The sequence below is a fragment of the Microvirga sp. 2TAF3 genome, assembly GCF_052114965.1.
GTDB lineage: Bacteria > Pseudomonadota > Alphaproteobacteria > Rhizobiales > Beijerinckiaceae > Microvirga.
In genome coordinates, this window is the sequence record NZ_JBFRFT010000002.1 from 86,074 (window position 1) to 112,685 (window position 26,612).

Genomic DNA, 26,612 nt, shown 5'->3' on the forward strand with positions numbered 1-26,612 from the left:
GCCGAAATAAATCGTGCAGCACGGCGCACCGTGCGCAGGGAACAGCCACTCGGGAGTTCATGATGAACCTGACAATCAAGACCCTTGGCCTTGCAGCCGCCTTCGGCCTCGCAGCAGCACCGGCCATGGCGCAGGAGAAGCTGAAGGTCGGCCTGCTTCTGACCCTCTCCGGCCCCTCCGCCGTGCTGGGCCAGCAGGCCCGCGACGGCTTCCAGCTCGCCGTCAAGGATCTCGGCGGCAAGCTCGGCGGCCGTGACGTCGATGTGATCGTCGTCGACGATGAGTTGAAGCCGGACGTGGCCGTGACGAAGGTCAAGGGCCTTCTCGAGCGTGACAAGGTCGATTTCGTCGTCGGCCCGATCTTCTCGAACGTGGCGGTTGCCGTCCACAAACCGATCGTCGATGCGAAGACCTTCTACATCAGCACCAATGCCGGCCCGTCGAACCTCGCCGGCAAGAGCTGCAGCCCCTATTTCTTCGCCACCTCCTACCAGAACGACCAGAACCATGAGGTTCTCGGCAAGGTGGCCCAGGACCGCGGCTACAAGAAGGTCTATCTCCTCGCCCCCAACTATCAGGCCGGCAAGGATGCGCTCGCGGGCTTCAAGCGGCATTACAAAGGTGAGATCGTCGAGGAATCCTACGTTCCGCTCAACACTCTCGACTTCCAGTCCGAGCTCGCAAAGATCGCTTCCATGAAGCCCGACGCGATCTTCACCTTCATGCCGGGCGGCATGGGCGTGAATCTCGTCAAGCAATACCGCGCGGCGGGCCTTGCCGACCGCATCCCGTTCCTGTCGGCCTTCACGGTCGATGAATCCACTCTGCCCGCACAGCAGGACGCGGCCGTGGGCATGTTCGGCGGCTCGAACTGGGCGCCGAACCTCGACAATCCCCAGAACAAGAAGTTCGTGAAGGATTACGAGGCTGCCTACAACTCCGTTCCGGGTTCCTATTCCATGCACGCCTATGACGCGGCGCTCCTGATCGACAGCGCGTTGAAGGCGACCGGCGGCAAGACGGACAACAAGGACGCGCTCCAGGCGGCCATCAAGAAGGCCGACTTCAAGTCCCTGCGTGGCGATTTCAAGTTCGGCACCAACGGGTTCCCGATTCAGGACTTTTATCTGGTGAAGGCCGTGAAGCGTCCGGACGGCAAGTTCCAGACCGAAATCGAGCAGAAGGTGTTCGACGATTATACGGACGCCTATGCCAAGGAATGCACGGCGACCAACTGAGCCGCCCGCATCGTTCGCCTCGTCCCGGCTAAAAACCGGGACGAGGTTCATGTTCCGCAAATGTCGTCATAAGGCCTCCGGCTTGAGCCCGATCATGCTCCAGGGAGCGGTTATGCGAATTTCGGCCGACGAACCTTTGCCGCCAGCGAAGTGCCGATGACTGCGACCCTGCTTTTCATTCAGGCCCTGAACGGCCTTCAGTTCGGGCTCATTCTGTTTCTCATCGCCGCGGGACTGACCCTCGTGTTCGGCGTGATGGATTTCATCAACCTCGCCCATGGCGTCCAGTACATGGTGGGCGCCTATCTGGTGGCGGCGTTCACGGCCTGGACGGGGAATTTCGGCTGGGCGCTTCTGCTCGCCCTCCCCACGGCACTGGCCTTCGGCCTGCTTCTCGAAGTGCTCGTCTTCCGGCATCTCTACGATCGTGACCATCTCGATCAGGTGCTCGCGACCTTCGGTGTCATCGTTTTCCTGAACCAGGCCGTGAAATTCGTCTGGGGCGCGGCGCCTCTCAACGTGCCCGTGCCGGGAATCCTGTCCGGCTCCGTGGAGATCGTCGACGGTCTGCTCTACCCGGTCTACCGGCTCGCCATCATCGCGGCGGGCCTTGCGGTCGCGGCCCTGCTTTACGTTCTCGTCAGCCATACCCGCGTCGGCATGCTGGTGCGCGCGGGCGCCTCGAACCCGCAGATGGTGTCGGCGCTCGGTGTCAATATCCAGCGATTGTTCATGGTGGTGTTCGGGTTCGGCGCCATGCTGGCCGGCTTTGCCGGTGCGATGGTCGCGCCGATCCTCTCCGTCGAGCCCGGCATGGGCGACAATATCCTGATCCTCGCTTTCGTCGTCATCGTGATCGGCGGCATCGGCTCGATCCGCGGAGCGTTTCTCGCCGCCATCCTGATCGGGCTCGTCGATACGGTCGGACGCTCCTTCGCACCGAACCTGCTGCGGCTGTTCCTCGACCCGTCGACGGCAAGCCAGACGGGCCGCGCCATCGCGCCGATGCTGATCTACATCTTCATGGCGGCCGTCCTGTTCTTCAGGCCCTCCGGCCTCTTTCCCGCGAAGCGATAGGGCGCCCTCATGACAGACCTCGCCCAGACGCAAACCGCCCCCGCTCCCGCCGCTATCGGCCGAATGGAGATCGTTCCTCTCATCCTCTTCGCCGTTTTCGCCGCAGCGCCGGCCCTCGCCTCGTTCTCCGGCGCCGAAGGTTATGTGCTGTCCCTGCTGACCCGCGTGATGATCTTCGGCATCGCGGCCATGTCGCTCGATCTCATCCTCGGCTACGGCGCCCTGGTGAGCTTCGGCCATGCCGCGTTTCTCGGCATCGGCGGTTATGCGGTCGGCATCCTGGCGAGCCATGGGGCCGAGGATGCGCTCGTGCAGATCCCGGTCGCCCTTGCGGCCTCCGCCGCCTTCGCCCTCGTGACGGGCGCTATCTCGCTGAGAACCAAGGGCGTCTATTTCATCATGATCACCCTGGCATTCGGCCAGATGCTGTTCTTCCTCGCCACATCGCTCGCCTCCTATGGCGGCGACGACGGCATGACCCTTCCCTCCCGCAGTCTTCTCGCGGGCACCAAGCTGTTGAAAGGCGACTTCTCCTTCTATTGGGTCAGCCTGTTCTTCCTCCTCGGCACCTACATATTGTCGCGCGCCATCGTCGCGTCCCGGTTCGGACGCGTTCTGCGCGGAGCGCGGGAGAACACCGTGCGCATGGAAGCTATCGGCTTCCATCCGTTCCGCTATCAGCTCGCCGCCTATGTCATCAGCGGCATGATAGCGGGTCTGGCCGGATTCCTGCTGGCGAACCAGGCGGAATTCATCAGCCCGTCTTTCATGACATGGCAGCGGTCGGGCGAATTGATCTTCATGGTCGTTCTCGGCGGGCTCGGAAGCCTGCATGGGGCGATCATCGGCGCGGCCGCTTTCCTGCTGCTGGAGGAGTTCCTGCCGGAAATACTCCATGCCGCGAGCTTTATGCTGAACGACGACATCCGGTCCCGGCTGGTCGAAAACTGGAAGATGATCTTCGGGCCCCTCCTCATCCTGATCGTGCTGTTCGCACGCGGCGGGATCATGGGTCTCCTGTGGCGAGGCCGGCATGACTGAGAACCTGCTCGAACTCCGCAACCTGCGTAAAACCTACGGCGCCCTTGTCGTCACTGACGACGTAAGCCTGTCAATCCAGCCGGGCGAAGTGCATGCCATCATCGGCCCGAACGGCGCGGGAAAAACGACCCTCATTCACCAGATCTCCGGGCTTCTGACCTCCGCCTCCGGGCAGATCCTGTTCGACGGGAACGACATCACCCGACTGCCCATGCATGAACGGGTAAGGCGGGGGCTTGCGCGCTCGTTCCAGATCACGTCGATCCTGCCGGGCTTCTCCGCACTTGAGAACGTGGCGCTCGCGGTCCAGGCCCGCTCCGGTTCCAGCTTCCGCTTCTTCGGTCATGCCGCCCGTGAGCGGGATCTGAACGAGCCTGCCATGGAGAGCCTGAACCTCGTCGGCCTCGGGCCTCGGGCCCATGTGCCGGCCGGGCTCCTCTCCCACGGGGAGAAGCGGCAGCTCGAACTCGCCATTGCGCTTGCCACCGAGCCGAAGCTGCTTCTTCTCGACGAACCGCTGGCGGGCACCGGCCACGACGATTCCCAGCGCGTGGTGGAGACATTGCGGCGGCTGAAGAGCCGGACCACCATCGTCCTCATCGAGCACGACATGGATGCGGTCTTTTCCCTCGCCGATCGGGTCAGCGTTCTCGTCTATGGGCGCGTGATCGCGACCGATACGCCGGAAAGGATCCGCGCCAACCCGGAGGTGCGTGCCGCCTATCTCGGCGAGGAGGAGGTTGTCTGATGCTGTCCGTCCGCAATCTCCAGGCGTCCTACGGAGCGGCCCAGGTCCTGTTCGATATCTCGCTCGATGTGGGCACGGGCGAAGTCGTGACGCTTCTCGGCCGCAACGGCATGGGTAAGACCACGACCATACGCTCCATCATGGGCCTGCTTCGCACCCGTGGCGGCGAAGTGCGCTTCGACGGTTCGTCCATGACGGGTCTCGCGCCTTACCGGGTCGCCCAGGCCGGGATCGGCCTCGTGCCGGAGGGACGGCAGATCTTTCCGACGCTGACCGTCGAGGAAAATCTCGTCGCGACGGCCTCAAGCCGGACAGGCTCCCGCCGATGGACGCTTCAGGCGATCTACGACCTGTTTCCGCGCCTGAAGGAGCGCCGCGCCAATCTCGGCACCCAGCTCTCCGGCGGCGAGCAGCAGATGCTCGCCATCGGCCGCGCATTGATGACGAACCCGAAGCTCATCATCCTCGACGAAGCGACGGAGGGGCTGGCACCGCTGATCCGCGCGGAGATCTGGACCTGCCTCAAGCGGCTTCGCGGCGAGCACCAATCGATCCTGGTCATCGACAAGAATGTCGATGCGCTTGCGGGCTTCGCCGACCGGCACGTGATCATCGAGAAGGGGCGCTCGGTCTGGACGGGCACGAGCGCCGAACTGATGGCGGATGCAACCCTCAAGGACCGGTATCTTCATGTCTGAGGAAGACGCGGGCACCATGGCGAAGGCCGATCTCGATCTCGAGGCCGAGTACAACAACCGGGCTCGCGTTGCCGAACATCCCACCCACATCGCCGGTTGGTATCGGGACGCCGCTGCCTATCGCGCCACGGCGCGATGCGAGCTGGACCTTGCCTACGGTCCAGGCGAAAGGCACCGGCTCGACCTGTTCCATCCGCAAGGCGGAGATGCGGGCGGGCCTGTCGTCCTGTTCATCCATGGCGGTTACTGGCAGGCGCTCGACAAGTCTTCGGCCAGTCACCTCGCGCGCGGGGCCAATGAGCGTGGCCTCACGGTCGCCGTGCCAAGCTACGATCTTGCTCCCTCGGTGACGTTGAGCGCGATTGTCGCAGAGATGGAGACCGCCGCGGCCTTCCTCATGCAACGCACAGGTCGTCCGCTCGTGGTCTCGGGGCATTCGGCCGGTGGGCATCTCGCGGCATGCCTGATGGCGCGACCAGCCTCTTCATCCGGTCGTCCGATCGTGGCAGGCATGCCGATTTCCGGCTTATTCGATCTTGTCCCGCTCGTTCCTACTTCGCTCAATGTCGCGCTGGGACTGACTGACGGGGAAGCGCATCGCCTGAGCCCGATTCACTGGACACCGCCGGCGCATGGCCGCGTCGTCGCTGTGGTCGGCGGAGCCGAGAGCGACGAGTTCCGACGCCAATCCCGCGATTTCGTCACGCGATGGGTCGAAGCGGGAGTCATGGGCAGCGTCCACGAAGTGCCGGATGCCCACCATTTCGACGTGCTCGCCGGTCTTGCGGACCCGGCGGACGTTCTGGTCGACACACTGGTCAGACTGGCGGCCAAGGCCTGATCCTCAGGCCGCGACGCCTTTTCCGGACCTTATCGTGTCACGCCCGCTGTGCCTTATCGATCCCTGACCACTCCGCCGGTGCGGCCCAGGCATAGGGGCCGGGATACGGCACGGTTTTGCCGAGACGATGGGCGGCATGCCAGCCCCAGCGCGGATCGTCGAGGAAGGCGCGGGCGATGGCGACCTGATCGGCCTGCCCGGTTTCGATGATCTCGTTCGCCTCCACCGGATCGACGATGAGCCCGACGGCCCGCGTGACGATCCCGGTTTCTTTCCTGACGATAGCCGCAAGGGGGATCTGCGCGGAATCCGGGTCGTCGACCGTCGGATTGGCAGTGGGAATGCCGCTGGAGGTCACACAGACATAATCGAGACCGATGGCCTTCAGAGCACGGGCCAGCATCACCGCATCGTGCGGCTCCAGCCCTCCTTCAGCCCAGTCGCTACCGGTGATCCGGGCACCGACGACGCAATCAGGAGCAACCTCGCGGACCGCGCGTGCGACGGCGAGCGGCAGAGCCATGCGGCGTTCCGCATCGCCACCCCAGGCATCGCTCCGGTGGTTGGACAAAGGCGAGAGGAATTGATGGAGCAGATAGCCGTGTGCCATATGCACTTCGATGACCCTGATCCCGATACGCTCGGCCCGCCTTGCCGCCGCACGGAAGGCAGCAAGGATGCGCTCCACATCGGCGTCGCCGACCGAGGCGGGAACATGCCAGCCGGAACGATGCGGGATCTCGGAGGGCGCAAACGTCCGCCACCCTTCCCCGTCCTGGAGCGAACCGCCCCCCTCCCACGGACGATGAGCCGATCCCTTGCGGCCCGCATGCGACAGCTGAATGCCGAATTGCGTTCCGGGAAGCGCCACCGCTGATGCCTCCCGCAAGACCTTGGCGAGCGCGCGCTCGTTTTCATCCGAATAGAGCCCAAGACAGCCATGGGTGATGCGCCCTGCCCGCTCGACGCCCGTCGCCTCGATCATCACGAGTCCCGCGCCCGACATGGCGAGATTCATGAGGTGCTGAAGATGCCAAGCCGTGGCGCAGCCGTCATTGGCCGAGTACTGGCACATGGGCGCGACGGCGACCCGGTTCGGCAATTCGAGATTGCCGAGTGCGAGAGGCGAGAAAAGCGATGCGGGAGCCGACATGATGATCTCCGGAGAAGAGATTAAGTTCCGGTTCGGAGGGAACTGTCTGCGTCGTCCCGATCAGGGACCGCAAACACAGGAATGAGACGGGAGGCGCGCCATTCGGCGCGTTGCTCCGTCAGACGTTGAACTGGAAGCCATCCACGACGAATGTCTGGCCGGTCATGAAGCACGGCTCCGAGGACGCCAGGAACGTGACGAGGCGCGCGACGTCATCGGCACATCCTAGGCGGCCCAGGGCGATGCCCTTGATGATCTCGGGCTCGCGCTCGGTGACGTTGGTGTCGATCTCGGTCTTGATGACGCCGGGGCAGATCGCATTGACCGCGATGTTCGGCCCCAGCTCCTTCGCCAGCGCACGGGTCATGCCGAGAATGCCGGCCTTGGCTGCCGCATAGGCGAACTTGCTGACCGCAGCCGTCACGCCGCCCGAAAGCGCATTCAGCGAAGATATGGACACGACCCGGCCCCTGCCCTGCTTGAGCATGATCGGTGCGGCGTGCTGGATGTAGTTGAAGCAGCTTTTCAGGTTGATCGCGATGGCGCGGTCGAATTCTTCCTCGCTGATTTCGAGGATGCCGGTGGGAGCCGACTGGCCCGCATTGTTGAGCAGAAAATCGATCCGTCCGAAGGCTGAGTGAACATCGCGCACGACCTCTCCCGCGCGACCATAAACCGACACATCGGCCTGATAGGTTCGCACCTCGCGGCCGAGCGCCCGGATATCGTCTGCCGTCTGCGCCATCTCCGCTTCGAGAAGGTCGACGAGGCCGATGTCGAAACCCGTTCGCGCCAGATCCAAAGCGCAGGCGCGGCCGATGCCCCTCGCCCCGCCGGTGACAATCGCAACCTGCTTCAATTCAACCTCACTCCTGACGGTGTCATGCCTTTTCCCTTGACAGTGGAACTGTTCCCAACTGATCCTTGTCCCGCAAGTGGAATATGGTTCACATATATGAACGATGATGCAATCTCCGAGGTCAAGTCGGCAGTGCGGGTTCTGGAACTCCTGGAATTGCTCGCCCGCTCGACGGAGCCCATGAGCCTGAGAGATATCGTGGCGGAGCTGGGCTATCCGAAGAGCAGCACCCACTCTCTCCTCGCGACACTCGTTTCCCGCGGCTACGTCACGCGGGAGGAGCCGGAGCATTATCGCCTCCATGAGGCCTGCCGCAGCGGGCCGGGATGGAGCAGCGGGCGGGAAGCGCAGCTCATCGCGGTGGCGCAGCCGATCATGGACAGCCTGCGCGACGCGGAAGGTGAGACGGTGTTTCTCGGCGTGCGCAAGCGCGACGGACGCGTGAAGTCGATCGCCAAGAGCACGAGCCGCCAGGTAATCAAGTTCGACACCGACCTGTCGGGCTCCGATCCCGCCTATTGCACGGCCATGGGCCGGGTATTGCTGGCTTTCTGGTCCCCTCACCGCGTGGACGATTATCTCGGCCGCGAGCGGCTCATCCGTCACACGGAATTCACCATGACGGACCGGCTGGAGATCAGGCGCACGCTCGAAGCAGTGCGCAGGAACGAATATGCCGTTTGCGACCAGGAGGCCTATCTCGGCGGCTCCGGCGTCGCATGCCCCGTGCGCGATGCCTCCGGCGAGGTCGTCGCGGCGCTCAACATGGCAACCGTCACCATGCGTTTCGAAACCTCCAAGCAGCGCATGATCGATGCCACCCAGCGTCATGCCCGGCTTCTCAGTGCGAAGCTCGGTTTCAGGGGCGCAATTTCACAGGATTAGCCAATGGATATCTATTTCGAAGGCCGGTCAGTGCTGGTGACGGGCGCAGCCCGTGGGATCGGCCAGGGGATCGTCGAGGCATTTGCCACCCGGGGCGCAAAAGTTTTTGCGACGGATATCCTTGAGGAAGAACTCGTCAGGCTCAAAGCGACGGTGAAAACCGATCGCGGCGGGTCGATCGAGGCGCGCACACTCGACGTTACCGACCCCATCGACGTGACCGACCGTGTTCGTGAAATGGAAGCGGAATGCGGCGGTTTCGACATTTTCGTCCATGTCGCCGGCGGCGTGAGAGGCCAGTCGAAGAAACCTGTCGAACAAGTCACCCCGCAGGAATGGGACGATATCTACGACGTCAATGTCAAAGGCGCCTTCCTCGTCGCAAGCGCCGTCGTGCCCCGCATGAAAGCCAGGCGGCAGGGCAAGATCGTCATGATTTCCAGCGGCGCGGGCCTCGGCATCAGCCTCACGGGCATCCAGGCCTATGCAAGCGCCAAGGCGGGCCAGCTCGGGCTCATGCGCCAGCTTGGGCACGAGCTGGGGCCATTCGGGATCAACGTCAACGCCATCGCTCCGGGCTTTCTGCGCACCAGCCCGGATTACGAGCGCCAGTGGAACTCCTATGGCGAGGCCGGCCAGAAGGCCATGATCGAGGAAATCCCCCTGCGCCGTCTCGGAGAGCCGCGCGACATCGCGCACGCGGTTCTCTTTCTCGCATCGGATTACGCAAGCTGGATCACCGGACAGGTTCTGCCGGTGAGCGGCGGACCGACCTAAGAAAATGGGAGAGAGCCATGAATGAAACGAACAAGCCTGCCGAGCCGTGGCAATGGCCGGAGGCGCAATGGCGCCGTGTCGTCGGCGGTGTCCGCGCAGGGCGCTCGCTGCGTCCGAAAACCTGGCCGAACGGCGCCAGATGCGCGGTTGCGCTGTCGTTCGACTCCGATCACGAGACGGCCGATCTTCGCGATGGCGGACGTTCGATCAGCGTCATGTCGCAGGGCCAGTACGGATCGCGCCAGGGCGTACCGCGCATCCGCAGCCTCCTGGACCGCTTCGGTGCCAAGACCACCTTCTTCGTCCCGGCGGTCGCGGCGATGCTTTATCCCGACGAGCAGCGCCAGCTTGCCGATGAGGGGCACGAAATCGCCCTCCATGGCTGGATCCATGAGCGCAACACCCTGTTGCCCGAAGAGGCCGAGCGCGATCTTCAGATGCGCTCCGCCGACAAGCTCGAGGAGATCACCGGCACCCGCCCTGTCGGAATCCGCACGCCGTCATGGGATTTCAGCGCCAATACGCTGAAGATCACGAGGGACATGGGCCTTCTCTACGACTCGTCGCTGATGGCCGACAACGACTGCTACGAGTTGATGATGGACGGAGAGCCCACGGGCGTCGTCGAGCTGCCGGTCGAATGGATCCGCGACGATGCCGCCTATCTCCACATGGACCGCTGGACCGGCCTTCGGCCTTATATCGCACCCTCGGATGTTCTGGGCATCTTCGCGAAGGAGTTCGAGCTCGCTCATGCCGAGGGCGGAATTTTTCAGCTGACCATGCATCCCGACATCATCGGGCATCGCTCGCGGATCTGGATCCTCGAAGAGCTGATCCGGGTCATCAAGGCGCAGCCGGGTGTCTGGTTCGCAACACATGCGGACATTGTCCGCCATGCCAAGGCGGCGGCGCAGTAATCGGCGCTTACGCGCTCACTTTCTGAAAAGCGATCCGGCGATTACAAACACCGCCGGATCGCTCGATCCTATTTCGGGCTGACGTCAGTCTTGAACCACTTCACCGACAGATTGCGCAGCGTGCCGTCGGCAGCGGCGGACTGAATCGCCTTGCTCAGGATTTCCTTGAGCTCAGGCTCGTTCTTGCGGATACCGATGCAGACATTGGTCGCCATGATGCCGCCGGTCAGAAACGGACCCGACGCCACCAGGTTGCCCTTGCTCTTTTCGACCATGCTCGCCACGAAGACGACATTGTCGAACTGGGCATCGATGCGGCCCGTGTCGAGATCGAGCTGGCCCTGCTCCGAGGACTTGTAGGTCCGCAAGTCAGCATCGTTCTTGAAGTTCTCCTCCATGAACTGCTGCTGGCTGGTGGAGAGGGCGACGCCCACGCTCTTGCCTTTCAGCTTCGCGCGCAGCTCCTCTAGAACCGGCTTCGAGCTGGCATCGTTCACCGAGATGTTCTCGCCCGTATGCGGCAGCTTTGCGAGCGGGCCGTCCTTGGCGACGAGGAACGTGTTCGGGGTGATGGCGTAAGGATCCGTGAAATCGATCACCTCACGCCGCTTCGGGTTGGGACCCATCGTAAGCACTGCGTCGAACTTGTTCGCCAGCAGCGAGGGGATCTGGCTGTCCCAATCCTGCGCCACGAAGGTGCATTTCAGATTGGCGCGCTTGCAGACCTCCTTGGCCACGTCCATGTCGAAGCCGTCCAGCTTGCCGTCCGGCGTCGTCAGATTGAAGGGCGGGAACGCGCCCTCCACACCGATCGTGATTTCCTTCCATTCCTTCGCCGAAGCGGGCACAGCCCATGCGCCGACAAGAGCCGCCAGAGCAAGCCCCACTCCCAGAGACCTAAAATTCTTCATCTGCTTCCCTCGTTTTCCGACAAGATGCCGCAGCCCATCTTTTGTCTTGAAGCAACTGCTCTTCCGTTCGTCAAAGCAACGTCGTTTCAATAAGACGGTACCCAGCCAGCATAAAATTTACAGGCCGCGGAGCGTTCTCAAAGTGGAATGATGTTCTCATATATGAACACAGGACGGCCCATTGCCGCAGAATTCGTGGCCTTTTGGTATCTCCAGCGAGGGCCTTACTCGGCCTCATGCCCTGCCAAGCGCGATAAGGGCGCGGCCTGTGCGGTCATTTCAACGAAGACGATCCTACCGGGTTGCGACGCCGCATCCGATGAAAGGTCGCAAGCTGCTGGAGCAGATCTTGCAGCAGGCCCCGTCGCGACCATGTTGCAGGAGGTTCGAGCCGCGGATCAAGTGTGACAGTGCCCATGATTGACACATGAAAATCCTGCTATAGCTCTCATGGGCCATGCCAACATGTAAAACCCGCAGCGTATTCCTCACGCGAAATTTCGAGGCCTTCATCGACCGCAAGGTTGTATCGGCCCGCCATCGGAACGCGAACCACGCTGTTCGATCAACCCTGCAACTGCTCAGCGTACTGGCCCCCAAGGAAATCTCAACGAAACCGTCTGGCCGGCAATGAACGAACCTAGCCTCTCCCCGTCGACTGAGTTCGAACGCCTGCGGGCCCGCCAGACAGAACTTGAGAGGCAGATTGCCGAACTCCAAGACCGTTTGAACAGCTCCGAGGCGGATCGCAGGGCCAGTGAGAAGCGCCTTCGCGACATCACCGACAATTTGCCCGGCCTGGTTGGCTATGTCGACAGGGATCAGCGCTACAGATTCAACAACAAAGCTTATCAGCACTGGTTCGGGCATCCATCGGACGAGTTATATGGTCTGCACATTCGAGAGGCGGTAGGCGAGAAGGCCTATGAGACGGTCCGTACCAGCGTCGAGGCCGCGCTCGCCGGTGAGCGGGTCAGTTTCGAATGGTGGAGGACCACGGAGGCGGAGACCCAAAGTTTTGTCAGGTCCGAATACATTCCCCATGTCCTGGAAGATGGAAGTATCGATGGCTTCTATCTCCTTGCAACCGATCTGACGGAGCTCAAGCGCTCCGAAGAGTCTTTGCGCGAGAGCGAGCAACGATTGCGCGTCGCGATCGAGGCCGGCCGCATGGCGATCTGGGAGCTCCACATCCCAACCCAGAATGTCCGGATCTCGCGAGAGCTCAATCAACTGCTTGGGCTTGAACTCGATGCCATTCCGACGGCCGCGGAGCTACGCGCCCGGTACCATCCGGACGACCTCGATCGTGTTCAGCAAGCCGGCCGCGCCGCCCTCGCCCGCGGCGACCATTATACTGAGGTCGAATTCCGCTTCATTCGACCTGACGGGGAGGTGCGCTGGTTACTGGTCCGCGCGGAAATCCGCCCTGATGAGGAGGGCAAGCCGGCCTACTTCGTAGGCGTCGTTATCGACATCACGAGCCAGAAGGAAGCCGAAGAGGCCCTTCGCGCGAGCGAGACCCTGAAGAGTGCAATCCTGGAATCTGCGCTCGACAGTATCGTCACGGTGAACAGCGAAAGCCGCATCGTCGAATGGAACCCGAGCGCGGAACAAACCTTCGGCTACTCGCGCGACGAGGCGCTCGGCCACGACCTTGCCGCTCTGATCATCCCGCCCGAATATCGCGAGCAGCATCGTCGCGGCATGGCCCATTACGTCGCCACCGGCCGTGAATCCGTCCTGGGACAACGGATCGAGTTGGAGGCCCTCCGGGCCGATGGCTCCCGGTTCCCGGTCGAACTCGCGATCAACTCGATCCAAATCGCCGGCAAGGCGCATTTTACGGCCTACCTGCGGGATCTCAATGACTCCAAGCGGGCTGAAGCAGCTCTGCGCGAAAACGAGCAAAGGCTTCGCGCCACCTACGAGCATGCCTTCATTGGCATCGGTGAAGTCGATACCGATGGACGCTTTCTGCGGGTCAACGAGCAGCTTTGTTCCCTCAGCGGCTATAGCCGCGACGAACTGCTCGCGCGGACCATCACGGATCTGACCCATCCGGACGATCGCGCGTCGGACCTCGAGAAGTTTTACCGGCAGATGAAAGGCGACTTGCACACCTATTCGGTAGAGAAGCGATACATCCACAAGCATGGCCATATCATCTGGGTCGAGGTAGCCGCTTCACGGGTCGATGACGCCGCAGGCCGTCCCCTCTACGGCATTCGCGCCGTGCGCGACATCACCGGCCACAAGCGGGCGGGAGAGCATCAGCGCCTGCTTATCAATGAATTGAATCATCGGGTGAAGAACACCCTCGCGACCGTACAATCCATCGCGAGCCAGACCCTGCGCAACGCCTCTTCGCCTGAGCAAGCCCGTAGCGACTTGGAGGGGCGTTTCCTCGCCCTGTCGCGGGCCCATGACGTGCTCACCCGAGAGAGCTGGGAAGGCGCTTCCCTCGACGAGATCATTGCTCAGGCCTTCAGGCCCTACCGGAGCCATGGCGAAAAGCGTTTCCACTGCCAGGGACCAGCGGCCAGGCTCTCTCCCCACATGTCGCTCGCAGTTGCGATGGCCCTCCAGGAACTCGTGACCAATGCCGTCAAATATGGAGCGCTCTCCAATCCGACGGGTGAGGTCCATCTGACATGGTCGATCGAACAAGCGGCCAAGTCGCCGCGCCTGTCCTTGCGCTGGGAAGAGCGAGGGGGTCCTCTGGTTTGCCCGCCAACACGAAGAGGTTTCGGATCGCGGCTTATCGAGCGAAGCTTGGCCCACGAGCTTGAGGGCGAGGTAAAGATCGAATTCGCCCGGACCGGAGTGATCTGCACGGTCGAGGCTCCATTACGGTCGGAGGCTACAGAGCAAGAGCCTGCATGAAGCCGGCCTCGAAGCCGAACTATAGCCCCACCCGTGAAAGACAGCCGAGGCAGTCTGTTTCGCGGATGTCACTCAGTCGCCTGGGCGGAACGCCGGTTCGAGACCATCTATGGTGATGCAGGTCCGCCTTTGCCCACCTCGTCGAACAGGCGTCCGGCGCGAAGCGCTTGATCTTCCCATCACAGGAAGCCTCAAGCTTCCCACTCCGCATAGAGGCGCAAGCAGAGAACTGCCATGAACGACACCCGCACCTCAAAGGAAAATGGCCACGCAGACCATGCCCACCATCACTCTGAGCCCGCCACGGATGCCGTGAAGGTGAAGGATCCTGTCTGTGGCATGACGGTCGATCCGCACACGACCCCGCACCGGGCCCAGTATCACGGCAAGCCGTATTACTTCTGCTCGGCCGGCTGCCAGTCGAAGTTCACGGCCGACCCTGGGAAATACGCTGAGCCGGCAAGCACCCGGAAGGCAGAGCCCATTCCCGAGGGCACGATCTACACCTGCCCGATGCATCCCGAGATCCGCCAGGTCGGCCCGGGGTCATGCCCGATCTGCGGCATGGCTCTGGAACCTGTCCTCGTCAGCGCCGAGGCGACGCCCAATGTCGAGTTGATCGACATGAAACGGCGGTTCTGGATCGGGCTTGCCCTGACCGTTCCGGTCTTCGCCCTGGAGATGGGCGAGCATCTCGTTGGGCTCGATCATCTCGTCTCGCGCAGCACATCCAATTGGATCCAGCTCGCCCTGGCCACGCCGGTCGTGCTGTGGGCTGGCTGGCCCTTCTTCGAGCGCGGCTGGCAGTCGCTCAGGAACCGCAGCCTCAACATGTTCACGCTGATCGCCATGGGCACCGGCGTGGCCTGGCTCTACAGCGTGGTCGCTACACTCGTTCCCGACATCTTCCCGGCTGCCTTCCGTGGCCATGACGGCTCGGTCGCGGTCTATTTCGAAGCGGCGGCGGTCATCACGGTGCTCGTCCTGCTTGGCCAAGTCCTGGAGCTGCGCGCCCGCGAGAGTACCAGCGGCGCCATCCGGGCCCTGCTCGACCTCGCACCCAAGACCGCAAGGCTGATCCGGGACGGTGGAAGCGAGAGGGAGGTTCCTCTCGATACCGTTCAGGTTGGCGACCTCCTGCGGGTCCGTCCGGGCGAGAAGGTCCCGGTCGACGGCGGAGTCGTCGAAGGGCGCAGCTCGGTCGACGAGTCGATGGTGACCGGCGAGTCCATGCCGGTCACCAAGGAGGTCGGCGCCAAGGTGATCGGCGGCACTATGAACCAATCCGGAAGTCTGATCGTCGAGGCACGGAAGGTCGGACGCGACACCATGCTGTCGCAGATCGTCCAGCTCGTCGCCGAGGCGCAGCGGAGCCGTGCCCCCATCCAGCGGCTCGCCGATCAGGTCTCGGGATACTTCGTGCCAGCTGTGATCGGGATGGCGGTGCTCGCCTTCATCGCCTGGGCAATCTGGGGTCCGGAGCCGCGCTTGGCTTTTGGCCTCGTGGCGGCGGTCTCGGTGCTGATCATCGCCTGCCCCTGCGCACTGGGTCTCGCCACGCCGATGTCGATCATGGTCGGCGTCGGGCGCGGAGCCCAGGCTGGAGTTCTGATCAAGAACGCCGAAGCGCTTGAGCACATGGAGAAGGTCGATACGCTTGTCGTCGACAAGACCGGCACACTCACCGAGGGCAAGCCTGCGGTCACGGCCATCGTGCCGGCTCCCGGCTTCACCGAGGCCGAGATCCTGCGCCTGACGGCCAGCGTCGAGCGTGCGAGCGAGCACCCGCTCGCCATGGCCATCGTGGCCGCGGCGGAAAAGCAAGGCATTGCGACGGCCCCTGTCGTCGACTTTGATTCACCCACCGGCAAGGGGGCGCTCGGCACCGTGGAAGGCCGGCATATCGTCCTTGGCAACAAAGCGTTCCTGGCGGAGCACGGGGTCGACGTCGGCCCTCTGGCCGGCCAGGCCGACAAGCTGCGCGAGGACGGCGCGACGGTCATCTTCGCCGGCATCGACGGGCGAGGTGCGGGCGCCATCGCCATTGCCGATCCGGTGAAGGCCTCGACCCCCGAGGCGCTTGCCGCGCTCAAAGCGGAGGGCGTACGGGTCGTGATGCTCACCGGCGACAACTGGACGACGGCCAAGGCGGTTGCGCGCCGACTCGGGATCGACGAGGTGGAGGCGGAAGTCCTGCCCGACCAGAAGGGCGCCGTGATCCAGCGTCACAGGGTGGCAGGATGCGTGGTCGCGATGGCGGGAGACGGAGTGAACGATGCTCCGGCATTGGCGGCTGCGGATGTCGGCATCGCCATGGGCACAGGAACCGATGTCGCGATGGAAAGTGCGGATATAACCCTTCTCAAAGGCGATCTGACCGGCATCGCGCGGGCGCGGCGTCTCTCGCAGGCAACCATGCGCAACATCCGCCAGAACCTGTTCTTCGCCTTCATCTACAACGCGCTCGGCGTGCCGGTCGCGGCGGGCGTGCTCTACCCATTCTTCGGCATCCTGCTCTCGCCGATCATCGCGGCGGCCGCCATGGCGCTGTCCTCGGTCAGCGTGATCGGCAATGCCATTCGCCTGCGCACGGTCAAACTCTGACCTGCCGAAGCTTTTGATTTGATTGGCGACCCCGGCAGGGCTCGAACCTGCGACCTACTGCTTAGAAGGCAGTTGCTCTATCCAGCTGAGCTACGGGGCCCTGAAGGCCATGGAACTGGTTTCAGTGGGACCAGGGGCCGACGCGGTTGAACTTGAAATTGTCGGAATAGGACATCGTGCGCCGCTTGACCTCCTGAGGCTCCTCGACGCGGTAGGCGATACCCTCGCGCTGGGCGTAGGCGATGGCCTCTTCCTTCGTGTCGAAACCGAGACGGAGCTGCTGGCGCGTGTCGGCGGAGCTGGTCCAGCCCATCAGAGGCTCTATTTCGCGCGGCTTGTCCTGCTCAAAAACGAGAAGCCATTGCTTGGTGCGGGCCATGCCGGACTGAGTGGCGGCTTTGGCAGGCTTGTAGATCCGTGCGGGCATCGGGTTTCGACACTCTCTCAAAGGTCCAATCGGCGAAGATGGTCGGGGCGGCAGGATTTGAACCTGCGACCCTCTGCTCCCAAAGCAGATGCGCTACCAGACTGCGCTACGCCCCGCCTTCGTCGCCGAAGAGGCTGTTGGCTATCACGAGGACCATGGATTCAGCAAGCGCCGGAATTGTCAGCGCTTGAAAAGCGAGTGCTCTATCCGGTCGCCGGCCTTGATCCCGAGCCTCGCTGCCGTGCCCGCATTGAGTTCCAGGACCGCCAGGACCGGCTCGCCGGAAGGAATGGTCCGGGTCGACAAAGGTTCCGTATTGGCAGCGATCCGGGCAATGGTGCCGTCGGGACGGATGAACAGCATATCGAGCGGCAGATACGTGTTCTGCATCCACATGGCGACCGGCTCGACCCGGCCGAAATCGAACAGCATGCCCTGATTGGCGGGCATGGACCGGCGATACATCAGCCCCTGAGCCCGGTCGGCGTCGTTGCGCGCGACCTCGACCTGGAAGGTCTGCCGCTGTCCGCCCTGGGGCGAAATGGAAAGCGTTTCCAGGGCCTGGGCGAAGGATATGCCGCAGGCCATGATTCCAAGCCCCAAGGCCAGGACGAAGGGTTTCAAACCTTGCACCACGGACAAACCCGTCAATGGGAATGAGGCAAGGCCATGTCGGCGAGGCGCACCTCGGCCGCCATCAGGCCCTTCGAGCCGTCGCCGAAGCGAACGAAAACCTTCTCGCCCGGCTTCAGCTCGGCAATCCCATAACGCCGCAGGGTTTCCATATGGACGAAGATGTCAGGCCGCCCCTCCCCTTGAGTCAGGAAGCCGAAGCCACGCAGCCGGTTGAACCATTTCACGATGGCCGGCTCCAGCCCGCTGGTCGGCACCACCTGGACATGGGTGCGCGGCAGCGGAAGCTCGGAAGGGTGCAGAGCCGTCGAATCGTCCAGGGACAGGATCCGGAAGGCCTGAAGTCCCCGGGGCCGCTGCACGGCCTCGACCACGATGCGTGCGCCTTCGTTGGCGGCTTGGTAGCCGTCCCGACGCAGGCAGGTCACGTGGAGGAGGATGTCGGACATGCCGTTGTCGGGCACGATGAACCCGAAGCCCTTGGCCACATCGAACCATTTGATCCGGCCGCTGACCTGAACGAGATCGAGAGGCTTCTCCTCCGAGGCATGCTCGGCGACCTCGCGACGCCCCTGATCTAAGGAGGAGGAATCCCCCCGCATATTGAATGAATTGGAGCTGTAATCGTTAGTCATGAACAAACCCGCACTCGAATCAGAACCCCGACCCTTAACGAGAAGATAACATTGTCCTGAATCTGTGAAAGCCAGAAACAGCCGACAAGGCTCGATGTTTTTCTTAGCCGCCGAAATAATCCCTTAGGGCTGGGAAATGAAGGTGGACAGGACAGGACCGATTTCTGCTTGGATAACAAGGTCGGCGGCCTCGTCGAGAGGGGTATGCTCGCGGTTGATGATGACGAGTTTCGCTCCATTCCGCTGGGCGAGCATGGGAAAGGCCGCCGCCGGATAGACGACCAGGGACGATCCGATGGCGAGGAAGAGGTCACACGACATCGTGAGCGCATGCGCCTGCCGCATGGGGGCCTCGGGCATGGCCTGCCCGAAGGAGATGGTCCCGGATTTGACGATGCCGCCGCAAGATTCGCAGACAGGCGCGTCTCCAGTCTCCTCGAAGCGGGATCGGACCCATCGAAGATCATGACGGCGTCCGCAGGCGAGACAGGCGGCATAGGTGCCGTTGCCGTGCAGCTCGATGACCCTCTCGTCCCCGATCCCCGAGGCCTGGTGAAGCCCATCGATGTTCTGGGTGATGACGGCTGGCATGCGGCCGGAGGCAATCAGCGAGGCAAGGCCGAGATGTCCCCGGCTCGGGCGGGCATCCCGGTAGAGGTCGTCCATGGTGAACTTGCGCCGCCAAGCCTCCCGCCGTGCCTCCTCGCTCTCGAGGAAGACATCGAACGGGATGGGCTTGTTGCGCATCCAGGGGCTGCCGGGCGAGCGGAAGTCGGGTACGCCGCTTTCCGTCGAAATGCCGGCTCCGGTGAAACCGGCGACGACACGGGCTTCCCGGACCATATTCTGGAGCGTGGCAATTGACGTCGCGAGGCTATCGGTCATGAAGCTAATATAGGACGAACCGATCGCAACGCCCTCCCCCTCGCCTCAACCGGACGATTCGTGTGAACAGCGCCTCTCCTCAAGCCAAGGCTCTCGCATCCCAGCGCTGGGATGCCATCGACGTCGCCCGCGGCGTCGCCATCCTCGCCATGGTCGTCTATCATTTCAGCTGGGACCTGAGTTTCCTGAAGCTGATCGAGACGAACATCGTCGAGGTTTCGGCCTGGCGCTGGTTCGCACGCTCGATCGCGGGCTCGTTCCTGCTTCTTTCGGGCGTAGGGCTTGCCCTGGCGCATGCCCAGGGCTTCCGGCGAAAAGCTTTTCTGCGGCGTCTGGCGAAGGTGGGCGGCGCTGCGCTTGCGATCACGCTGGTGACGTTCTTCGCGTTTCCGGACAGCTATATCTTCTTCGGCATCCTGCATTGCATCGCCGTCTCGAGCGTCCTCGCCCTGCCCTTCCGCCGGTTCAATCCCGTTATCACCCTGGCTTCTGCGGCCTTCTTCCTGGCGGGCCCCTGGATCTTCATGAGCCCGACCCTCGACCAACCCTGGCTGGACTGGTTAGGTCTCGGATCCGCCGATCCGGTGACGAACGACTATGTGCCGATCTTTCCGTGGTTCGGGCTGGTCCTGATCGGCCTTGCTCTCGGCAAGCTTCTTCTGGCGCACAAGGATACAATGCGTCTGGCGCACTGGCGCGGAAAGGATGCCTTGTCCCGCCTGCTGATGTTTGCCGGACGAAAGAGCCTGCCGATCTATCTGATCCACCAGATCATCCTGCTCGCGGTTCTCTATGGAGTTCTGCAGCTGACCGGACCCAACCCTGTCGCGGAAGCGGCGCCGTTCATGAGCGAATGCGAGGCGAGCTGTCGGTCGCAGAACAGCCAGTCGACCACGTGCCAAGCCGTCTGCTCCTGCGTGGTCGGAACCCTCCGACAGAGCGATCTCTGGCGAAGGGTCCTCAACGATAATGTCGGGCCCGAAGACCAGACCCGGATTTCACGCGCGGCGCAGCAATGCCTGCGCGAGAAGGCGCCTTAAGATCCGACGACGTTCAGCCGGTTCTCGCCGGACCGACCTTCCCGCTCCGCCCGCGCTTCCGCGAGCAGGCAAAGAAGTTCGAAGGCGATGGATGCACCGACGAGAGCGGTGCCGCCCGATTGATCGAGCGGTGGCGAGACTTCCACCATGTCCGCCCCGATCAGATTGAGGTGACGGAAGCCGCGCACCAGTTGCAAGGCTTCGCGGCTGGTGAAGCCGCCGATCTCCGGCGTGCCGGTGCCGGGAGCAAAGGCAGGATCGATGGAGTCGATGTCGAAGGTAAAATAGGTCGGGCCGTTGCCGACGACGCGGCGCGCCTCGGCGATGGCATAGGGAACGCCCTTCTCCGCTACCTCTTCCATGTCGATGATGCGAATACCCTGATCGAGCGCCCAATCGCGCTCGTCGGTGGAATACATCGTGCCGCGAATGCCGATCTGCACCATCCGCTTGGGATCGAGCACCCCGTCCTCGATAGCGCGGCGGAACGGCGTGCCGTGGGTGAGTTTCTGCCCGCCGAAATAGGTGTCGCCCGTGTCGCTATGCGCATCCACATGGATCAGTCCGACGGGCTGATCGCCTCCCAGTGCCCGCAGGATCGGATAGGAGATGATATGGTCGCCGCCGATGGACAGGGGCGTCACGCCGCCTTTGTAGAGATAACCCACCTCGGCCTCGATCCGGCCCAGAGTGTCCCGCACATCGATCGGATTCACCGGCACGTCACCCACATCCGCGCAGACGCAGAGATCGTAGGGCGCAACGTGCGTGCCGTAATTGACGAGGCGCATGAGCGAGGATGCTTCGCGCACCTGACGTGGCCCGAGCCGCGTGCCGGGCCGGTTGGTGGTCGCTCCATCGAAGGGAATGCCGAGGATTGCGATATCGATCTCGCCGGGCGCCTCGGTCGGCGCAATATGAGGCAACCGCATGAAAGTCGAGATACCGGCGAAACGCGGCACCACCATACCCGACAGCGGCTGATAGGCCTCGAGCCGCTTGGCACGCGTTTCGGAATCCATCTTCTTCTTCAAGTTTTGGGACATCACGTCCATCCTTCCCTTCAGTGCATGGCGCGGGCGAAAACCCGCTCGACCCGTTCCATTCCCCAGTCGATTTCCTCGCGGGTGATGGTGAGCGGCGGTGCGAAACGAATGACGGTGCCGTGGGTGTCCTTGGAGAGAACGCCTTCGGCCAGAAGCGCATCGCAGACGGTCCTTCCGGACACCACCTGAGGATCGACCTCCACGCCGACCCAGAGACCGCGGCCCCGCACATCCTTGACGATGTTGCTGCGCATGGAGCGAAGCCTATCGATGAGATAGAGGCCCATTTCGGCGCTGCGCTCGACGAGGCGCTCTTCCTCGATGACGGCGAGTGCTTCCAAGCCGATCCGCGCGGCAAGCGCATTTCCGCCGAAGGTCGAGCCATGCGAGCCGGGATTGAACACGCTCATCACGTCGCGCGTGCCGACAAAAGCCGAGACCGGATAGACGCCGCCGCCAAGCGCTTTGCCGAGGATCAGGCCATCGGGCCGGATATCTTCGTGCTGATGGGCGAACCAGCGCCCCGTGCGGCCGAGGCCGGACTGCACCTCGTCGAGGATCAGCAGCACATTGTGCCTGTCGCAGATGGCGCGGAGTTCCCTGAGATAGCCCTCCGGCGGAACCACGATACCGGCCTCGCCTTGGATGGGCTCGATCAGAACGGCGCAGGTATTCCCGTTAATGGCCTTCTCGACCGCCTGGGCATCGCCGAAAGGCACGAGCTTGAAACCGCCTGCGAAGGGGCCGAACCCTTCCTTGTAGGATTCATCCGAGGAGAAGCCGACGATGGTGGTGGTGCGTCCATGGAAATTGTTTTCCGCGACGATGATCTCGGCGCGATCCTTCGATATCTTCTTGACCTGATATCCCCAGCGCCGGGCCGCCTTGACGGCAGTCTCGACTGCTTCCGCGCCCGTGTTCATCGGCAGGGCCATGTCGAGGCCGGTGAGCTTCACTAGCCGCTCGAGGAAGGGCCCGAGAATTTCGGTGTGATAGGCGCGGCTCGTGACGGCAAGGGTCGCGGCCTGTTCCGCCATGGCCTTGAGGATGCGGGGATGGCCGTGCCCAAGGCTGACGGCGGAATAGGCGCTCATCATGTCGAGATAGCGCCGGCCTTCCGTATCCTTGGCCCAGACGCCTTTGGCTTCCCGCAGCACGACCGGCAGGGAATCGTAATTGGCGGCGGTGACTGACTTTTCGAGTGCGATGCTATCCATGGATCTGGCCTCCCTGGATAAGCTTAAGTCACTCCCCGGTCAGGATGAGGCTGAAATCCCATCCCGCGCCAGCCAGATCGGCTGTCTCACGGAAAAGGGCTGTCATTCTCGGCTGTCCGGGACCGGGTAGCCGTCGAAGCTCTTCAGAGTCTTCAGAACGAATGTGGTGTGGATGCGCCCGATTCCGAAGCTGGGATCGGCAAGAAATGCATCAGTCAGCGATTCATAGGCGGCGAGCGTCGGCGCCACGATACGGGCGATGTAGTCGTATTCCCCATTCACGACCTGCAATTCGATGACCGCGGAGTGCGCGCAGAGCGCCCGCTCCAGACGCTGCCGCACCGCCGTCGACGGATCGCGCATGCTGATGCCAGCGAGCGCGATGATGTCGTGCCCCAGGGCCGCGGGCTCGATCAGCGCAGTGTAACCCCGGATGACCCCCTTCTGCTCGAGCCGTTTGACCCGCTCCAGGCAGGGACGGGGCGAAAGTCCAACGCATTCGGAAAGAGCCTGATAAGTGATGCGCCCGTTCCCGCTCATAGCCTCCAGGATGGAGAGGTCGATCCTGTCGAGAGTGGTCTTGCGAGTGCGGCTTAGCGGCTTTGCAGGCGTCTTCATGGTTGTTTCTCGACGTACGAGGCACTCTCCGGCGGCGCAGTACGACCGGTGTAAGTTGAGAGCCTGTCTCTATCGTACATGCTGCTACAGGGCAAAGCCTAGCGCTCGCAACCATCGGTAACAGTTATTGATTCAAATAATTACTTGGGTTGTATTCAAGATTTACGTAACTGTATTTCGTTAATTAAACTTATTTGCTTTATTGCAAGCCGCGTTTGCGCGCAACGCAATGTGTAAGATATAGCATTTCATACGACCATATAATATTCGACTCATATAACGTTGCGGAAAGCAACTTGGGGGCAAATCATGGCGCAGAACTCGCAATCCTTTCACCTGACCCAGATCACCGATCTGTGCAGAACAATCCTTGAAAAAGATTCTCTTAAGATCGACCCCGGCATGTCGCTCACACGCGACCTGGGTTTCGACTCCATGCAGCTCATGGAGTTCTTCGCCGGCATCGAAACCTACTACCCGGAAGTTGCCCTGGAGGAGTGGTTCCTCGACCATAGCACCGGCGGCCGGGATACGGTCGGCAGCGTCGCCGATTACCTATCCCAGACCCCGATGCAGATTGCGGCGGAATAGAACCATGCGTCGCCAATCCGTTTCCATTCTTCCGACATTCGTCCAGCTTTCATCGGCCGTTCCTCAACAAGCCTTCGACCAGGCCACCCTATGGGAGAGCGCTTTCAGCAAGTGGTATGCCGATATTCCCGACGCGCAGGATTTCGGGACCGTCACACGCGTCCGCAAAAGGCATATGGCCTGGGACCCTGCGCGGGATATCGGCGATAGAACACGCGGCATCGGCGAACGGATGAAAGCCTATGTCGGAATTGTCGACGAGGTCGCCGGCGAGGCTTTCGAGGACCTTCTCGAAAGAACCGATCCTGGCGATGTCGGCAGCATCGTCATGGCGAGCAGCACCGGCTATTACGGCCCTACTCCCGACTATTTTCTCGCCAAGCGCTTCGGCCTCAAATCCAATATTCGCCGGACCTTTATCGGTCATATGGGATGCTTCGCAGCCTTCAACGTGATCAAGACCGCCATGGATTCCGTTGTGGCGCGTCCCGATGAATACACGGTCGGGATTTGCGCTGAATTCAGCAGCCTGCACTTCCGGCCGGAGGCGACCCGCGAGCAGGCCATCGTCCACAACCTGTTCGGCGATGCCGTCGGTGCGTTCACGATGGCCATGAGAGAGCCCGGTCACGGACCGCAGATCCTGGCCACCCATACGCATCAGGCCTACGAGACGTCGGATATGATGACCTTGTCCGTCCTCGATGACGGGGTGCGGATGACGCTCTCACCCTATGTGCCGTTCGTCATCGCAAGTGTGATTACGCAGTTCATCGAGGATCTTTGCGCAGCCGCATCCGTCGACCCGGCGGAGGTCAAGCATTGGGCGATCCATCCGGGCGGACCGAAGATCATCGATTTCGTCGCCCAGAAACTGAGCATTTCCGAGCGGCAGCTCGAAGCCACCTGGCACGTTCTGCGGGAATACGGAAACTGCGCCTCGGCCACCGTTCTTCTCGTCCTCAAGCATCTCATCGAAAACGATCAGCCTCAGCCCGGAGAGATCGGAGTGATGCTGGCTTTCGGCCCCGGCCTCACGGTCGAAGGTGCCCTGCTCCGTTTCTGAGAACGACAACCCGCGAGAAAACCGATGTATAAGACCCATACCTTCCCGCTTGGGCAGGCGGAGCAGGCTTTTGACCTCTCGAACCTGTCGGGCATCCGCATAGGAGCGGAAGCGAAAACCATCACCGACGTGCTCCATGAGCGTGCAGCGGCAGCCCCAGACAAGACCGCTTTCTTCGTCGTCGAGTCCCATCATACGATCACTGAAATCTCCAACGGCGCGCTTCTGCAGCAGGCGACGGTTCTGGCAGGGCGCTTGGCGGCTCAAGGGGTGCGGCGTGGCGATATCGTGCTGCTGGCTCACGAAACTTCGCCCCTCCTGCTCACAGCCTTCTTCGCCTGCCTTGTCGGCTCCTTCATCCCTTGCGTGGTCGAGGCCCCATCCCTTGGCGCTCATGCGGATAGCTGGGCCGAGCGTCTTGTTGAGAGAGCGCGCTATGCGGGTGCGAAGCTGATCCTGGCGCGAGAAGATTGCTGCGTCATCCTCAACGCCAAGGGCTGCGACTCCGTCACGATCGAGGCTCTTCCTGCGCCGATGGCTTTGGGTACGATGGCGGCGAAAGCAACCGATACGGCCTTCCTGCAATTCACCTCCGGCACCACGTCCCAGCCCAAAGCACTGCAGATCGACCATAGGACGCTTCTGAACAATGTGCGGGGCCTCTCGCAGGCGCGGGAATGGACCTGCGAGGATGTCATTGTCAGCTGGCTCCCCCTGTATCATGACATGGGACTGGTAGCCCTGATGCTGTCCGGGTTCACTGCGGGAATGCCGGTGGTGCTGATGCCCTCAAGCCTTTTCACGATGAATCCCGTGCGGTGGCTCTGGGCCATGCACACCTTCAAAGGGACGATTTCATCCGCACCGAACTTCGCCTACCAGTTCGTTGCGTCCCATGCGCCAGAGCACAAGACACGCGGTCTCGATCTGTCCGCATGGCGCTGCGCCATCAATGCGGCCGAGTTCATTCAGACACGCACCATCGAGAAATTCGCGACGCGTTTCCAAGCGCACGGGTTCAAAAAGGAAGCCTTCGCGCCGGCCTATGGTCTCGCCGAATGCACGGTGGCCGCCTCGATCATGCGCCCGTCGGAAGCCCTGCGGATCGACATGATCTCCCGCCAGCTTCTGATCGCCAAGGGACTCGCGATCCCCGTCACGCCGGAGGATTCGGACGCTCTTCCCATCGTCTGTGTCGGGCCTGTCCTGGCCGATCACGAGGTTCGGATCGCGGATGAGAAGGGTGAAACGCTGCCCGACCGGAAGCAGGGGCAGATCCTGCTGCGCGGTCCCAGCGTGGTCCACGGCTACTTCAAGGAGGAGAAGCCCAGCAATATCCGCAATGGTTGGCTCGAAACCGGAGATCTCGGCTATCTCGACGGCGGCCAGCTGTTCGTCACCGGACGCATCAAGGACCTGATCATCCGCGCCGGCACCAATATCTCGCCCTACGAGATCGAGCAGGTTGCAGGCGAGGTCCAGGGCGTGCGCTCGGGCGCCGTCGGCGCTGTCGGTCTGGTCGACGACGCCAAGGGCACGGAGAATCTGGTCGTGTTCTTCGAGACCACGCAAAAGGCCTCGTCCACCGTCGACGCCATGCGGCACGCCATCCGCGATCGGCTTAACCAGAAGCTCAGCATTGCCGTCGATCATGTGTTCGACGTGGCTCCTCACACCTTGCAGAAGACCACCAGCGGCAAGCTCCAGCGTGTAAAGCTCATCCAACTGGCACATGAGCGGTTGAAAGCCCCCCTCACCTCCGCCAACTAGAATACGGAAGGCACGTCGAGGACGTCGGGTATCGCCGGTGTCCTCA

26 protein-coding genes and 2 tRNA genes are annotated in these 26,612 nt (G+C 62.4%); 16 read left to right on the top strand and 12 right to left on the bottom strand.

Features of this window, described 5'->3' with window-relative positions; all coding sequences use genetic code 11:
* Positions 1-62 precede the first annotated feature (62 nt).
* From AB4Y97_RS02775 to AB4Y97_RS02800, 6 genes are all read left to right on the top strand, one after another.
* Positions 63-1,238, top strand: a complete 1,176-nt coding sequence (locus tag AB4Y97_RS02775) for an ABC transporter substrate-binding protein (RefSeq protein ID WP_441997749.1) — start codon at positions 63-65, stop codon at positions 1,236-1,238.
* 156 nt (positions 1,239-1,394) lie between these two features.
* Positions 1,395-2,315, top strand: a complete 921-nt coding sequence (locus AB4Y97_RS02780) for a branched-chain amino acid ABC transporter permease (protein WP_441997481.1) — start codon at positions 1,395-1,397, stop codon at positions 2,313-2,315.
* A 9-nt stretch (positions 2,316-2,324) separates the two neighbouring features.
* Positions 2,325-3,356 (top strand): branched-chain amino acid ABC transporter permease, encoded by a 1,032-nt coding sequence (locus AB4Y97_RS02785; protein ID WP_441997482.1) that lies wholly within the window; start codon positions 2,325-2,327, stop codon positions 3,354-3,356.
* Complete coding sequence (locus AB4Y97_RS02790; protein WP_441997483.1) at positions 3,349-4,104, top strand: ABC transporter ATP-binding protein; 756 nt, start codon at positions 3,349-3,351, stop codon at positions 4,102-4,104. The genes AB4Y97_RS02785 and AB4Y97_RS02790 overlap by 8 nt, the downstream gene beginning before the upstream one ends.
* Positions 4,104-4,802, top strand: coding sequence for an ABC transporter ATP-binding protein (locus tag AB4Y97_RS02795; protein WP_441997484.1), 699 nt, complete (start codon positions 4,104-4,106; stop codon positions 4,800-4,802). The genes AB4Y97_RS02790 and AB4Y97_RS02795 overlap by 1 nt, the downstream gene beginning before the upstream one ends.
* Positions 4,795-5,643, top strand: coding sequence for an alpha/beta hydrolase (locus AB4Y97_RS02800; protein ID WP_441997485.1), 849 nt, complete (start codon positions 4,795-4,797; stop codon positions 5,641-5,643). The genes AB4Y97_RS02795 and AB4Y97_RS02800 overlap by 8 nt, the downstream gene beginning before the upstream one ends.
* Positions 5,644-5,680: 37 nt before the next feature.
* Here AB4Y97_RS02800 and AB4Y97_RS02805 read toward each other — a convergent pair whose 3' ends face one another.
* Together AB4Y97_RS02805 and AB4Y97_RS02810 are read right to left on the bottom strand one after the other, a co-directional pair.
* A complete protein-coding gene (locus AB4Y97_RS02805; RefSeq protein ID WP_441997486.1) occupies positions 5,681-6,796 on the bottom strand; it encodes an oxidoreductase in 1,116 nt (371 codons plus the stop codon).
* Between the two features lie 118 nt (positions 6,797-6,914).
* The gene (locus AB4Y97_RS02810) at positions 6,915-7,655 is read right to left on the bottom strand and encodes an SDR family NAD(P)-dependent oxidoreductase (protein ID WP_441997487.1); all 741 of its coding nucleotides are present in this window, start codon (positions 7,653-7,655) and stop codon (positions 6,915-6,917) included.
* A 96-nt stretch (positions 7,656-7,751) separates the two neighbouring features.
* On the opposite strand from AB4Y97_RS02810, the gene AB4Y97_RS02815 reads away from it, so the two are divergent.
* Genes AB4Y97_RS02815 through AB4Y97_RS02825 form a run of 3 tightly spaced genes read left to right on the top strand, consistent with a single transcriptional unit; the run spans position 7,752 to position 10,237 of the window.
* The gene (locus tag AB4Y97_RS02815; RefSeq protein WP_441997488.1) at positions 7,752-8,540 is read left to right on the top strand and encodes an IclR family transcriptional regulator; all 789 of its coding nucleotides are present in this window, start codon (positions 7,752-7,754) and stop codon (positions 8,538-8,540) included.
* A 3-nt stretch (positions 8,541-8,543) separates the two neighbouring features.
* Entirely contained in the window at positions 8,544-9,317 is a 774-nt protein-coding gene (locus AB4Y97_RS02820; protein WP_441997489.1) for an SDR family NAD(P)-dependent oxidoreductase, read from the top strand.
* A 17-nt stretch (positions 9,318-9,334) separates the two neighbouring features.
* On the top strand, positions 9,335-10,237 hold the full coding sequence (locus AB4Y97_RS02825; protein ID WP_441997490.1) for a polysaccharide deacetylase family protein: 903 nt from the start codon (positions 9,335-9,337) through the stop codon (positions 10,235-10,237).
* A 68-nt stretch (positions 10,238-10,305) separates the two neighbouring features.
* Here the strand turns inward: AB4Y97_RS02825 and AB4Y97_RS02830 are convergent, their stop codons facing one another.
* On the bottom strand, positions 10,306-11,148 hold the full coding sequence (locus AB4Y97_RS02830) for a transporter substrate-binding domain-containing protein (protein ID WP_441997491.1): 843 nt from the start codon (positions 11,146-11,148) through the stop codon (positions 10,306-10,308).
* A gap of 457 nt (positions 11,149-11,605) precedes the next feature.
* On the opposite strand from AB4Y97_RS02830, the gene AB4Y97_RS02835 reads away from it, so the two are divergent.
* From AB4Y97_RS02835 to AB4Y97_RS02845, 3 genes are all read left to right on the top strand, one after another.
* Complete coding sequence (locus AB4Y97_RS02835) at positions 11,606-11,782, top strand: type II toxin-antitoxin system ParD family antitoxin (RefSeq protein WP_441997492.1); 177 nt, start codon at positions 11,606-11,608, stop codon at positions 11,780-11,782.
* Positions 11,779-14,034, top strand: a complete 2,256-nt coding sequence (locus AB4Y97_RS02840; protein ID WP_441997493.1) for a PAS domain-containing sensor histidine kinase — start codon at positions 11,779-11,781, stop codon at positions 14,032-14,034. Before AB4Y97_RS02835 ends, AB4Y97_RS02840 begins: the two co-directional genes overlap by 4 nt.
* Positions 14,035-14,268: 234 nt before the next feature.
* Positions 14,269-16,638: a heavy metal translocating P-type ATPase gene (locus AB4Y97_RS02845; RefSeq protein ID WP_441997494.1), complete on the top strand. Its 2,370-nt coding sequence runs from the start codon at positions 14,269-14,271 to the stop codon at positions 16,636-16,638.
* A 23-nt stretch (positions 16,639-16,661) separates the two neighbouring features.
* Here AB4Y97_RS02845 and AB4Y97_RS02850 read toward each other — a convergent pair.
* From AB4Y97_RS02850 to AB4Y97_RS02875, 6 genes are all read right to left on the bottom strand, one after another.
* Positions 16,662-16,738 (bottom strand) — tRNA-Arg (locus tag AB4Y97_RS02850).
* Positions 16,739-16,759: 21 nt separating this feature from the next.
* Positions 16,760-17,065, bottom strand: coding sequence for an ETC complex I subunit (locus AB4Y97_RS02855; protein ID WP_441997495.1), 306 nt, complete (start codon positions 17,063-17,065; stop codon positions 16,760-16,762).
* A 39-nt stretch (positions 17,066-17,104) separates the two neighbouring features.
* A tRNA-Pro gene (locus tag AB4Y97_RS02860) sits at positions 17,105-17,181 on the bottom strand.
* 64 nt (positions 17,182-17,245) lie between these two features.
* Positions 17,246-17,653 (bottom strand): DUF192 domain-containing protein, encoded by a 408-nt coding sequence (locus AB4Y97_RS02865; protein WP_441997750.1) that lies wholly within the window; start codon positions 17,651-17,653, stop codon positions 17,246-17,248.
* Positions 17,654-17,712: 59 nt separating this feature from the next.
* Complete coding sequence (locus AB4Y97_RS02870) at positions 17,713-18,300, bottom strand: cold-shock protein (RefSeq protein WP_441997751.1); 588 nt, start codon at positions 18,298-18,300, stop codon at positions 17,713-17,715.
* Between the two features lie 156 nt (positions 18,301-18,456).
* Entirely contained in the window at positions 18,457-19,218 is a 762-nt protein-coding gene (locus tag AB4Y97_RS02875; protein ID WP_441997496.1) for an SIR2 family NAD-dependent protein deacylase, read from the bottom strand.
* A 62-nt stretch (positions 19,219-19,280) separates the two neighbouring features.
* Between AB4Y97_RS02875 and AB4Y97_RS02880 the strand changes: the two genes are divergently transcribed.
* Positions 19,281-20,258, top strand: coding sequence for a DUF1624 domain-containing protein (locus AB4Y97_RS02880; protein ID WP_441997497.1), 978 nt, complete (start codon positions 19,281-19,283; stop codon positions 20,256-20,258).
* On the opposite strand, the gene speB is transcribed toward AB4Y97_RS02880, so the two are convergent.
* The 3 genes from speB to AB4Y97_RS02895 form a co-directional block, all read right to left on the bottom strand.
* Positions 20,255-21,304, bottom strand: coding sequence for an agmatinase (gene speB, locus AB4Y97_RS02885; protein WP_441997498.1), 1,050 nt, complete (start codon positions 21,302-21,304; stop codon positions 20,255-20,257). The genes AB4Y97_RS02880 and speB overlap by 4 nt on opposite strands.
* Before the next feature lie 17 nt (positions 21,305-21,321).
* Complete coding sequence (rocD, locus tag AB4Y97_RS02890) at positions 21,322-22,521, bottom strand: ornithine--oxo-acid transaminase (protein WP_441997499.1); 1,200 nt, start codon at positions 22,519-22,521, stop codon at positions 21,322-21,324.
* A gap of 102 nt (positions 22,522-22,623) precedes the next feature.
* Positions 22,624-23,139 carry an Lrp/AsnC family transcriptional regulator gene (locus AB4Y97_RS02895; protein ID WP_441997500.1) on the bottom strand — a complete coding sequence of 172 codons (516 nt, stop codon included), beginning with the start codon at positions 23,137-23,139 and terminating at the stop codon, positions 22,624-22,626.
* Between the two features lie 309 nt (positions 23,140-23,448).
* On the opposite strand from AB4Y97_RS02895, the gene AB4Y97_RS02900 reads away from it, so the two are divergent.
* From AB4Y97_RS02900 to AB4Y97_RS02910, 3 genes are read left to right on the top strand one after another with little or no spacing between them, the layout of a single operon-like run.
* Positions 23,449-23,730, top strand: coding sequence for an acyl carrier protein (locus tag AB4Y97_RS02900; protein ID WP_441997501.1), 282 nt, complete (start codon positions 23,449-23,451; stop codon positions 23,728-23,730).
* A 4-nt stretch (positions 23,731-23,734) separates the two neighbouring features.
* Entirely contained in the window at positions 23,735-24,796 is a 1,062-nt protein-coding gene (locus AB4Y97_RS02905; protein WP_441997502.1) for a type III polyketide synthase, read from the top strand.
* Positions 24,797-24,820: 24 nt separating this feature from the next.
* Positions 24,821-26,566 carry an AMP-binding protein gene (locus tag AB4Y97_RS02910; RefSeq protein ID WP_441997503.1) on the top strand — a complete coding sequence of 582 codons (1,746 nt, stop codon included), beginning with the start codon at positions 24,821-24,823 and terminating at the stop codon, positions 26,564-26,566.
* The last annotated feature ends 46 nt before the right edge of the window (positions 26,567-26,612 follow it).

Coding starts and splice junctions, on each gene's coding strand:
- AB4Y97_RS02805 (WP_441997486.1), bottom strand. CDS start 6,796: ATGTCGGCTCCCGCATCGCTTTTCTCGCCTCTCGCACTCGGCAATCTC.
- AB4Y97_RS02790 (WP_441997483.1), top strand. CDS start 3,349: ATGACTGAGAACCTGCTCGAACTCCGCAACCTGCGTAAAACCTACGGC.
- AB4Y97_RS02785 (WP_441997482.1), top strand. CDS start 2,325: ATGACAGACCTCGCCCAGACGCAAACCGCCCCCGCTCCCGCCGCTATC.
- AB4Y97_RS02895 (WP_441997500.1), bottom strand. CDS start 23,139: ATGAAGACGCCTGCAAAGCCGCTAAGCCGCACTCGCAAGACCACTCTC.
- AB4Y97_RS02870 (WP_441997751.1), bottom strand. CDS start 18,300: ATGCGGGGGGATTCCTCCTCCTTAGATCAGGGGCGTCGCGAGGTCGCC.
- AB4Y97_RS02845 (WP_441997494.1), top strand. CDS start 14,269: ATGAACGACACCCGCACCTCAAAGGAAAATGGCCACGCAGACCATGCC.
- AB4Y97_RS02825 (WP_441997490.1), top strand. CDS start 9,335: ATGAATGAAACGAACAAGCCTGCCGAGCCGTGGCAATGGCCGGAGGCG.
- AB4Y97_RS02855 (WP_441997495.1), bottom strand. CDS start 17,065: ATGCCCGCACGGATCTACAAGCCTGCCAAAGCCGCCACTCAGTCCGGC.
- AB4Y97_RS02875 (WP_441997496.1), bottom strand. CDS start 19,218: ATGACCGATAGCCTCGCGACGTCAATTGCCACGCTCCAGAATATGGTC.
- AB4Y97_RS02775 (WP_441997749.1), top strand. CDS start 63: ATGAACCTGACAATCAAGACCCTTGGCCTTGCAGCCGCCTTCGGCCTC.
- AB4Y97_RS02820 (WP_441997489.1), top strand. CDS start 8,544: ATGGATATCTATTTCGAAGGCCGGTCAGTGCTGGTGACGGGCGCAGCC.
- AB4Y97_RS02835 (WP_441997492.1), top strand. CDS start 11,606: ATGCCAACATGTAAAACCCGCAGCGTATTCCTCACGCGAAATTTCGAG.
- AB4Y97_RS02830 (WP_441997491.1), bottom strand. CDS start 11,148: ATGAAGAATTTTAGGTCTCTGGGAGTGGGGCTTGCTCTGGCGGCTCTT.
- speB (WP_441997498.1), bottom strand. CDS start 21,304: ATGTCCCAAAACTTGAAGAAGAAGATGGATTCCGAAACGCGTGCCAAG.
- AB4Y97_RS02800 (WP_441997485.1), top strand. CDS start 4,795: ATGTCTGAGGAAGACGCGGGCACCATGGCGAAGGCCGATCTCGATCTC.
- AB4Y97_RS02900 (WP_441997501.1), top strand. CDS start 23,449: ATGGCGCAGAACTCGCAATCCTTTCACCTGACCCAGATCACCGATCTG.
- AB4Y97_RS02815 (WP_441997488.1), top strand. CDS start 7,752: ATGAACGATGATGCAATCTCCGAGGTCAAGTCGGCAGTGCGGGTTCTG.
- AB4Y97_RS02780 (WP_441997481.1), top strand. CDS start 1,395: ATGACTGCGACCCTGCTTTTCATTCAGGCCCTGAACGGCCTTCAGTTC.
- AB4Y97_RS02840 (WP_441997493.1), top strand. CDS start 11,779: ATGAACGAACCTAGCCTCTCCCCGTCGACTGAGTTCGAACGCCTGCGG.
- AB4Y97_RS02905 (WP_441997502.1), top strand. CDS start 23,735: ATGCGTCGCCAATCCGTTTCCATTCTTCCGACATTCGTCCAGCTTTCA.
- AB4Y97_RS02865 (WP_441997750.1), bottom strand. CDS start 17,653: ATGGCCTGCGGCATATCCTTCGCCCAGGCCCTGGAAACGCTTTCCATT.
- rocD (WP_441997499.1), bottom strand. CDS start 22,521: ATGGATAGCATCGCACTCGAAAAGTCAGTCACCGCCGCCAATTACGAT.
- AB4Y97_RS02795 (WP_441997484.1), top strand. CDS start 4,104: ATGCTGTCCGTCCGCAATCTCCAGGCGTCCTACGGAGCGGCCCAGGTC.
- AB4Y97_RS02910 (WP_441997503.1), top strand. CDS start 24,821: ATGTATAAGACCCATACCTTCCCGCTTGGGCAGGCGGAGCAGGCTTTT.